Source organism: Aulosira sp. FACHB-615 (assembly GCF_014698045.1).
Taxonomy (GTDB): Bacteria; Cyanobacteriota; Cyanobacteriia; order Cyanobacteriales; family Nostocaceae; genus Nostoc_B.
This window is the reverse complement of sequence record NZ_JACJSE010000070.1, coordinates 1-9,289: the sequence shown is the minus strand read 5'-3', so window position 1 is coordinate 9,289 and position 9,289 is coordinate 1. Positions and strand designations below refer to the sequence as shown.

General features: G+C 41.8%; 9 protein-coding genes. 7 read left to right on the top strand and 2 right to left on the bottom strand.

The window, feature by feature from the left end; all coding sequences use genetic code 11:
- The 5 genes from H6G77_RS34890 to H6G77_RS34870 all read left to right on the top strand — a co-directional run.
- The coding region (locus tag H6G77_RS34890) for a hypothetical protein (RefSeq protein WP_206758073.1) at window positions 1-683 on the top strand (683 nt) is incomplete at its 5' end.
- Complete coding sequence (locus tag H6G77_RS34885; RefSeq protein ID WP_190874104.1) at window positions 676-987, top strand: hypothetical protein; 312 nt, start codon at window positions 676-678, stop codon at window positions 985-987. The genes H6G77_RS34890 and H6G77_RS34885, both read left to right, overlap by 8 nt.
- A 221-nt stretch (window positions 988-1,208) precedes the next feature.
- Complete coding sequence (locus H6G77_RS34880) at window positions 1,209-2,396, top strand: tyrosine-type recombinase/integrase (RefSeq protein ID WP_190874103.1); 1,188 nt, start codon at window positions 1,209-1,211, stop codon at window positions 2,394-2,396.
- A 69-nt stretch (window positions 2,397-2,465) separates the two neighbouring features.
- Window positions 2,466-4,691, top strand: coding sequence for an FdhF/YdeP family oxidoreductase (locus H6G77_RS34875; protein ID WP_190874102.1), 2,226 nt, complete (start codon window positions 2,466-2,468; stop codon window positions 4,689-4,691).
- A 21-nt stretch (window positions 4,692-4,712) separates the two neighbouring features.
- Window positions 4,713-5,501, top strand: a complete 789-nt coding sequence (locus H6G77_RS34870) for an ADP-ribosylglycohydrolase family protein (protein ID WP_190592356.1) — start codon at window positions 4,713-4,715, stop codon at window positions 5,499-5,501.
- Window positions 5,502-5,524: 23 nt separating this feature from the next.
- Here the strand turns inward: H6G77_RS34870 and H6G77_RS34865 are convergent, their stop codons facing one another.
- Entirely contained in the window at window positions 5,525-6,505 is a 981-nt protein-coding gene (locus tag H6G77_RS34865; RefSeq protein ID WP_190592357.1) for a phosphatase PAP2 family protein, read from the bottom strand.
- A 185-nt stretch (window positions 6,506-6,690) separates the two neighbouring features.
- Here H6G77_RS34865 and H6G77_RS34860 point away from each other — a divergent pair, with 185 nt between their 5' ends.
- Together H6G77_RS34860 and H6G77_RS34855 are read left to right on the top strand one after the other, a co-directional pair.
- Window positions 6,691-7,200, top strand: a complete 510-nt coding sequence (locus tag H6G77_RS34860; protein WP_190592358.1) for a hypothetical protein — start codon at window positions 6,691-6,693, stop codon at window positions 7,198-7,200.
- A gap of 130 nt (window positions 7,201-7,330) precedes the next feature.
- Entirely contained in the window at window positions 7,331-8,218 is an 888-nt protein-coding gene (locus tag H6G77_RS34855; RefSeq protein ID WP_190592359.1) for a hypothetical protein, read from the top strand.
- 68 nt (window positions 8,219-8,286) lie between these two features.
- Here the strand turns inward: H6G77_RS34855 and H6G77_RS34850 are convergent, their stop codons facing one another.
- A complete protein-coding gene (locus tag H6G77_RS34850; protein WP_190592360.1) occupies window positions 8,287-9,042 on the bottom strand; it encodes a hypothetical protein in 756 nt (251 codons plus the stop codon).
- Window positions 9,043-9,289 lie beyond the last annotated feature (247 nt).

Below are 9,289 nucleotides of genomic sequence, written 5' to 3'. Positions count from 1 at the left end.
GCACTGTAGCAACTGTAGACAAATTTTCGGGGATGCCAAAAAATGCGAAATGCGATCGCGTTTTCATGCCACAGAAGCGCGATCGCACCGATGAGAGTTTTACACGGTCAATATTAGCTGAAAGAAATCAAAACATGAGTGGATGCCCAATTGGCTTAATTTGTGAATATTTTGAGGACGGTTGCGGCGAATACTGCGAATCATTAGCTCATCCGTGGCCGCTACCGTTTTGGGATTGGTCTTTTGATCCTAAATGGCGCGAACTGAATGGCTTTAAAGTAGAAATTCCCGCGTATCAAGAATACGCCAGCAACAACGAGTGGGAAATCATCTCAACTGACAGGTATAACTATTGGGTCGGAAGGATTAGACACGAACTTTGGCTTGCTGGTTGGTGGAATGCGATCGAGTTGCCTTACAAATACCACCCAGACGGCGGGATAGAAGTAATTCACCATTTACCACTTAATGATGATGTGACTTTTGCAACTCCTTGGGTTTACCACCCTAAAGGATATTCTTATGCAGCACCGTCACACCGGGAGGAATTTATGCCACCTATCCCCATAAACAGTTGGCCTCATAAATGGGCTGGTGACATCGAAGCTGATGGATTTTACAAAGATTGGCTCATCTATTGGCCTAGCGATTTTGAGGGTAGGAGGGATTATGACTATGAATAATGAGCTTCCTCGCATAACTTTTGGCATTCAAGCCGTTTATGTTCCGCCCGAAAAATTCATTTGGAACTTTAAAGACCCTCGCATTCAGTATTTAAACAAAGCATCTTTATTTCCGCCCGAAATGATGTTAGGCAGACTTGATAGTTTACAAGGTTACTATGACTGGTTCGATTTATTGATTGGTGATTTTAATAGGTGCGAATGTGAGGAGTGCTTGAAAACAAGTAATGAGCGTTTGGAAGCCATCAACGAATTGATTTCAGATTTTGATGAAGATAGAATTACGTATTGGATTTTGCCGTAGATGATCACCATCTTTAAATATAACTGTCATCAATATCCACATTTTAGAAAAAACGAAACTTTTCACGCTGTTTTAAGACCATCAGGCAAGGGTAAATCAGTTTTTTTAAGGTGTTTTAAATGGCGATGGGGCAATTCTTTATATCGTAGATATCCTTATGGGCATATTCGCAAAAATCCTTACACCAATCCGTTTGGCGACAGAATCTGATTTATAAAATCATGGATGAGGATAAATGGATAAATGTCGATCCGCGAACTAAAAAGCTATCAATTCGCTTCCGCGTTCGAGGTTTTGATAAGCAGTTTTATATTAGCAGTGGACTAAAAGACACCAAGCGTAACCGAGAGATTGTGAGGACGAAACGAGACGCGATCGCCAATGATATTACACTAGGACGCTTTGACAATACATTAGAAAGCTACCAATTTCGGGCATCCAGTAAACCGATTGTTGGCGCTATCACTTCGTCAAAAAAATATAAATACGATTTACAGCAACTTTGGGAATGCTACACAGAGTTTCAGTCAAGCCAATTAGAAAAAACAACTATTCTTACTAAATATCGCTCCACCGCCAACTACATTGGTAGACTCCCTACTCAATCACTAGAAGATGCTGCCAAAATTCGGGAATGGGCATTAAATAATTTGACTCACTACATGGCATGGGATTTTTTAAACTGTCTCAATAGGTGTTGCGCGTGGGCCAAAAACTCAGCACTGATCACTAACAATCCGTTTGAAAAACTCACAATTCAAAAACCTAAACGCAAGAGCGACGAAGACCACCAACGGGCTTTCACCCTTGAGCAACGTGACTTAATTATCCAAGCATTTGAAAATCATCATTTATTTTCTTGCTATGCCCCATTGGTGAAATTTTTATTTTTTACAGGAACTAGACCAGGAGAAGCATTTGCGCTGACTTGGGGAGATATCAGCAATGACTGTTGCCGGATCAACATTAATAAGTCTTGCAATGTTCACAGAATCCGCAAGGGAACAAAAAACGGCAAGAAGAGAGTATTCCCCAGCGAGCCAGGGTCAAAACTCCAACGGATGTTATTAAACCACCGTCCCGAATCATACAATCCCTCTGATTTGGTGTTTCTGAGTAAAGCTGGTAGTCCAATGAACAGTGGCGTAATGTTTAGCTTCTGGCATGAGTGGAAATCGAACCGAGGAGAAAAAACTTACAAATACCCTGGTGTAGTCAAGTCATTGGCTGATGAAGGTCATATTCCGTACCTAAAACCCTACTCTACTCGCCATACTTTTGCCACATGGGCAATTAGCAGTGGCATCAGTCCTGACAAAGTAGCCTTGTGGATTGGGGACACCGTAGAGACTGTTTTGAAATACTACTGCCACCCAGAAATAGTTAGTGCTGAGTGTCCAGACTTTTGATTTTGCTACTCAAATGCTACTCAAAACGGTAGCCTTAAGGTGGCAGTTTAATTCACTCCCACACTCATTATGTTGCCTAAACCCAAGCGATATTGGACACCACAGCACTGGGCAAGTTGGAAGCCATTTGGTATTGGCGAACAGTATCCCAATAACTATTGGGAGGTATTTCGGGCGATTTGGCTGTCACGGCATAAATTACCTTATGCGTGGAATATTCTCAATCAAGGTGTGTGTGATGGCTGTGCTTTAGGCACAACAGGAATGAAGGATTGGACATTAGATGGGATTCATCTCTGCAATGTGCGGTTGCGGTTGTTGCAGATGAATACAATGTCAGCGTTAGATCCCCAGATCCTAGCAGATGTATCGCCATTACAAGCACAAAAAACTTCCCAACTCCGGGATTTGGGGCGACTTCCTTACCCGATGATGCGCCAGCGTGGAGAAAAAGGTTTTCGTCGTCTTAGTTGGGATGAAGCTTTAGATTTCATTGCCCATCGTATCCGCGCCACCACACCAGACAGGCTAAGTTTTTATATTACTAGTCGCGGTACGGTCAACGAAACTTATTATGTGACTCAAAAAGCTGTCCGAGCAATGGGTAGTAATAATATTGACAATGCCGCCCGGATTTGTCATTCTCCGAGTACCGCCGCCTTAAAAACATCTTTAGGCGCGGGGGCGACAACTTGTTCTTATAAAGACTGGATAGGTACGGATTTATTAGTGTTTATTGGTTCTAATGTCGCCAATAATCAACCAGTTACCGTCAAGTATCTTCACTACGCCAAAAAAGCCGGCACCAAAATTGTGGTGATTAATACCTATCGAGAACCAGGAATGGAACGCTATTGGGTTCCTTCAATTGTGGAAAGTGCTTTGTTTGGGACTAAATTTGCCGAAGATTTCTTTTTGGTAAATACTGGCGGTGATATGGCATTTTTGAATGGAACCGTCAAGCATTTGATTGCTTATGGATGGGTCGACAAGTCATTTATCGACAGTTACACCACAGGTTTTGCAGAACTCCAAACATCTCTAGAACAACAATCTTGGGAAGAATTAGAAAGGCTTTCCGGCGCATCTCGCTATGAAATGCAAGCCTTTGCCCAAATCATTGCAGCTGCTAATAAAGCGGTGTTTGTCTGGAGTATGGGCATTACGCAGCATGAATGTGGTGAAGATAATGTCCGCAGTATTATCAATTTGGCACTGACTAAAGGTTTTGTTGGGCGAGAAGGTTGTGGGTTAATGCCTATTCGTGGTCATTCTGGGGTGCAAGGTGGTGCAGAGATGGGATGTTACGCCACGGTGTTTCCTGGTGGTAAACCGATTAATTCAGAAAATGCTGCTGATTTAAGTCAAAAATGGGGCTTTGATGTACCTAGCACCAGAGGTTTAATTGCACCGGAAATGATTGATGCTGCTTACGACAAGCAATTAGATGTGTTGTTTTCTGTGGGTGGGAATTTTTTAGAGGTTCTACCAGAACCAGATTATGTAGAAGGTGCTTTGCAAACTATACCTCTGCGGGTACATGCTGATATTGTGTTATCTAGCCAAATGTTATTGGAACCAGCAGATACTGTAATTTTATTACCTGCCACCACTCGCTATGAAGTACCGGGGGGTGTGACGGAAACTTCTACAGAACGGCGGGTAATTTTCAGCCCAGAAATTCCTGGCCCCCGTATTGGTGAGGCGCGTCCAGAATGGGAGGTGTTTGTGGAATTGGCAAAAAGAGTCCGCCCAGATTTGGCAGAGAAGATTGATTTTGAGAATACGGCGGCGATTCGGGAAGAAATTGCCCAAGTTGTGCCATTATACGCCGGGATGCAACACTTACAGCAGACAGGCGATCAATTTCAATATGGTGGTTCGCATTTGTGCTTTGGCTGGAATTTTGCCACAGCTGACGGGAAGGCACACTTTACAGTTTTATCGCCTGCACAAAAGGAAATACCAGAAGGCTGCTTTTTGGTAGCGACACGTCGGGGTAAGCAGTTTAATAGTATGGTGCAAGAACGCAAAGATGCCATTACTGGGGCTTTGCGCGAGGCGGTGTTAATGAATGCGGTTGATGCTGCTAAGTTGAATTTAAAAGATGGAGATCAGGTCATTTTAAAAAATGAATTGGGTGAGTTAACTGGCAGAATTTATCTAGCACCAATTCAGAAAGGAAATTTACAAGTTCATTGGCCTGAAGGGAATGTATTGCTTGATAAAAGTAAGCGATCGCTCGAAGGAGTCCCAGATTACAATGCTGTCGTAAGGCTGGAAAAACTCACCTAAATTATCTTCCAGAAAATTAATATGTTAGGAGCGATCGCAGGTGATATCATCGGTTCGGTATATGAAGTTAACAATATTAAAACCAAGGATTTTCCCTTATTCGATAGGCAATGTCGTTTCACCGATGATACTGTGCTAACTGTCGCAGTAGCCGAAATGATTCTCGATGGTGCAGACTCACTCGACAGTAGTCAATACATCGAGCAGTTTAAGTCTTATTTTCGCCGCTATCCCTACGCTGGTTATGGCAGTACTTTTAGAAGTTGGGCAAACTCTAACGATAGTCAGCCATACAATAGTTGGGGTAACGGTTCCGCGATGCGCGTTAGTCCCATCGGCTTTGCTTTGCATGACTTAGATACCGTCCTCGAAGCCGCTAAAAGTTGTGCGGCTGTGACTCATAATCATCCTGAAGGTATCAAAGGCGCTCAAGCCACAGCCGCAGCTATATTTCTAGCTCGCACAGGTGCTGATAAACCAGCAATTAAAGCTTATTTGCAAACTACCTTTGATTACGATTTAGAAATTACCCTGGACGAAATTCGACCAAATTACAAGTTTGATGTTTCTTGTCAAGGTTCCGTTCCCCAAGCAATTATCGCCTTTTTAGAATCAACTGATTACGAAGATGCAATTCGGAATGCAATTTCTTTAGGTGGTGACAGTGACACCATTGCTTGTATTGCAGGTGGTATTGCTCAAGCATATTATCATGGCTTACCCCCTGCGATCGCTGACCAAGCACTATCTCATTTAAATGATCATTTATATACAATTACTCAAAGGTTTATGTTGCAGTACTGTAACTAGTGCAACAAGGCTGAAGTTCTGACTCAGCACTCAGCCGTAGCTTTTTGAGTTAGCAAATACTCATACACTACGCACACAGTCAACCAAATTAAACCTGCGGCGTAACCAGCAATTACATCACTAGGCCAATGTACTCCCAAATACAACCGACTAAAACCAATAGCCAAAATTAAGATTACCGTCAAAGTGAAAATCTGCGATCGCCATTGGGGAAATTCTTGGGATAAGGAATAGCCGATGCAACCATACACCACTATTGACACCATTGCATGGCCACTGGGAAAACTGTAATGATTCACATTAATAATGTAATCCCACAATGCCGGACGCGCCCTGACAAACAATTCTTTCAACAGAAAATTTAAGCTGATTCCACCAACTGCTGCCATCCCAAAGGTAGTAGCTTGGAGGTAACGGCGGCGATGTAGCAGAATTGCTTCCCATGTTAAACAAGTCAACAATAGCAGTGGTGGTTCAGCGAGAGAAGTGATACCCACCATAATTTTGTCTAGTAAAGGCGTGTGGAGTTTTTGAATCGCTAATAAAATCTGGGTGTCTAAATTATTGGTGTTTAAGATAGCTGTCCCCAAGGATAAAGCCGAAAAAGCTGCGGCTACGGGGATGATTTGACTCCGCGATTGAGTTATAGCAGCATTTGACTGCACAAATAAAGTAATACTTTTACTGGGAATAAATTCTGGTGCGGTACTGGGAGGTAATTGTTTATGACTTCTTGTGTAGTCTAGAACAATATTTTGTAGCATCCAGGCGATCGCATTTGGACTAAAATCTGGCTGAAACAGTACCAACACATTACCTGTTAAATGATTTGCATTGGCTTGCAAAATTCCTTCTTGCTGGGGTAATCGCAATTCTAGATATTTTTTGAGAGTTAGAGAATCAAGCAGTCCCTTGACTTTATATCTAGCTCTACCTTGGATAGAAGTATGTAAGGCTCGAATCAAAGAACTTTCCCCCAGAAGACTGCCAAAATCAGTGTTCATGTTTCTGCTTCACAAATTTTTGTACTAGTTAGCAAAGTCAAGAGAACTGAAAAATCCCTTGCTCACATCGTATCAAGCCTTTCCCACTCTTCACGCCTGATCACAATAGTTATCGAAACATAAATTTTGTGGGCAAATTTTGACAAGTAGTTGATAATTGCGTCAAAGTATCATCAGGAGGAAACATGAGTTTCTATCGTAGTCGGAAAATTGTCGCAGCGTTGTTAATCTCAGTATTATTACTGACAACCGCTTGTAGTCCCAAAACCCCAGGACGGTTTGACCAAGCGCAACAAGAAAGTACTAAACAAAAAAGTGGTCAAGCAGTTGCTAAGACTGCTACCCAGGGAAGTGAATTTAACAAGTTATTCCCCAAATCGGGTGGTGGTTACGATAGCGTATTCACCCAAGAGAAAAAAGGCTTTGCAGAAGCCAAGCTGAAAAAAGCTGGTAAAGAAGTAGCGACGCTATCAATTTCGGATACCAGCAGCACCCCAGAAGCAGCTGCCAAATTCTCTAAAAGTACCAAAAAGATTGCTGGATATCCGGCTGTAGAACAAGGAAAAACCGCAACGGCAGTTTTAGTAGGTAAATATCAAGTCAAAGTTATCTCTAAGGGTACAACATTGACAGCCAGCGATCGCGCTGATTGGATTAGTAAATTCAACCTGAGTGGTTTAGCCAAACTTAAATAATCGCTACTCAAAATCTTTAGACACATAGCATTCCATAAGTTAGGACTATGTTTGTGGCTGAAACTCTTGAAACATTGAGTTACTACTCAGCACTTTGGCATAACAATTGCAACCAAGAGAGGAGATTTTTGTGAACAAACCTATTTTTGAATTAGTTGATCAACTACCCACTGGTGGTTTAACTGTATCTGTGTTGAAGGCTTTAGATTTTGCGGCTCCTGGTGAGTGGCAAAATACTGTTGGTTTTGTGAACACCATCAAAACTGTGACTGGTGAAGAAGATGAAAGTTTAATTCAACAAATTGGCGAACGGGCGATTTATCTGTATAATGACCGTTCCCAAGGCTATCAACGCGCAATGTGGCTTTATCAAACAGTTGATGGTACTGATAAAGCCCTCGGTGCAGCAGCTTTAGCCAACAAAGTCGGTGAAACAATTCCGCTTTTGGGTTTTCTCAACTCGATAACTCCCAAACCAGATAAAGCACAAACCATCGATTTGGCTTTAAAAGTAGTAGCTGAATTGGTAGCTTTCTGCCAAATTAATGGCATTCCCGGAGACAGCATCGGCGATTTTGTTGGTGCTTTAGGAGAGTATAGTGGTGAGTCACTCATCCGCTTGGCGGCATTAGTTTGTATTGATGGCATCATACCTTTAGGGCCAGATTTCATTCAGAAAGCACTATCTTTTATCAGTACCCTTAATCCCCAGGAACTATCACAAAACACGACTTTCAACACCATTCAAGATGCAATTCCTGGTAACGATACTGGCGGTAAACTCGACTTTATTGGTCAAAGTCTTGATTCAGTCAAAGGTTGGATAGGTGGGTTTGTTAGCCAAAATAATTTAACTCAACAAACTGTTACCAGTCACTTGAAAAGTTTTGTAGAGTTCAGCGACGACAAGTTAGATTATTTGGCAGCTTTCTTAGATGTGTCTACCAATTATTATGAGCATACAGGCACACAAACTTTAGCACGTCGTTTAATTGAACGCGCCGTTGCTGAAATTTAGCTAACGTCAATATCAGTCATTAGTTATGGTTATTAACAAATGACCAATGACTAATGACTATTGACCAACTATAGATTTAAATTTTCTGCGATCGCGTTCAAATAAGGCTGAAAAATTACTAAATTTTCCAATTTTTCAAACTTACCTGTTACCGCACCAGGGTCAAAAGCTGTACTAATGATATAAAGTGAATTTCCATCAAAAGCCGCATAACTAATATATTGCTCTTGTAACCCACCTTCAGCTTTAATTCCTGTAAAGCCATAGCGGATTCCTGGTAACTGACTAATTGATATTTCTTCTAATGGATGAGTTGTAAAAATCAGTTTATTGCCGTTACTTTTCTGACGGTCTTTACTCAAAGAAGTATAATAATCTTCCGCCCAAGCTTTCAAGGCGGTGATAGCTTTGCTGTGGTTAGCCGAATTTTTATAATCTAATTTTGAGTCTGGGAGAATGCCTGCATCGGCAAGATGCTTTTGCAAGTTGGGATTTTTACTCACTTGAGCAACACTAATCTCGACTGTACCTAAAACTTCACCTTGAGCAGATACACACAATAAAGGGGCATTTCCCTGACAAGGAATTACTTGCCAGCCACTAGGCACGACAATATTTTTACCTAAAACTTTTTGCCACAAATTTCCTGCTGTGGGCTGAGAAGTTTCTCCCGCCGCAGTTTGAGTAGCTGTCTTGGATGTCGGTGCGGCTTGGTTCTTGGTTTCTACTTTAGTTCCAGTAACGTAGGGAAGCACAAATTTTGCCCCCACTGGCATTAACAAAAGTAAAATTACAGCGATAAAAAGATGATAAACACGCAACATTTTGGGAAAATCCAGGGGCAGAAATTACCGAATTAGGCTACAGAATATAACATTTATAGAGCTTACGCACCAAAATTATTTATGGAGATTGGGTGTAAGGGTTTTGAACACTACACCCTTACAGATAAGTCAAAATTGACATCCTCCCACCACTAATTCGGGGTACCGAATATAGTGGGGGATTCCAAGAATCACTTCTTGGGTTTCCTCTTTCCACGAGTTGACTTGCTTGAAGGAGTTACCTCAC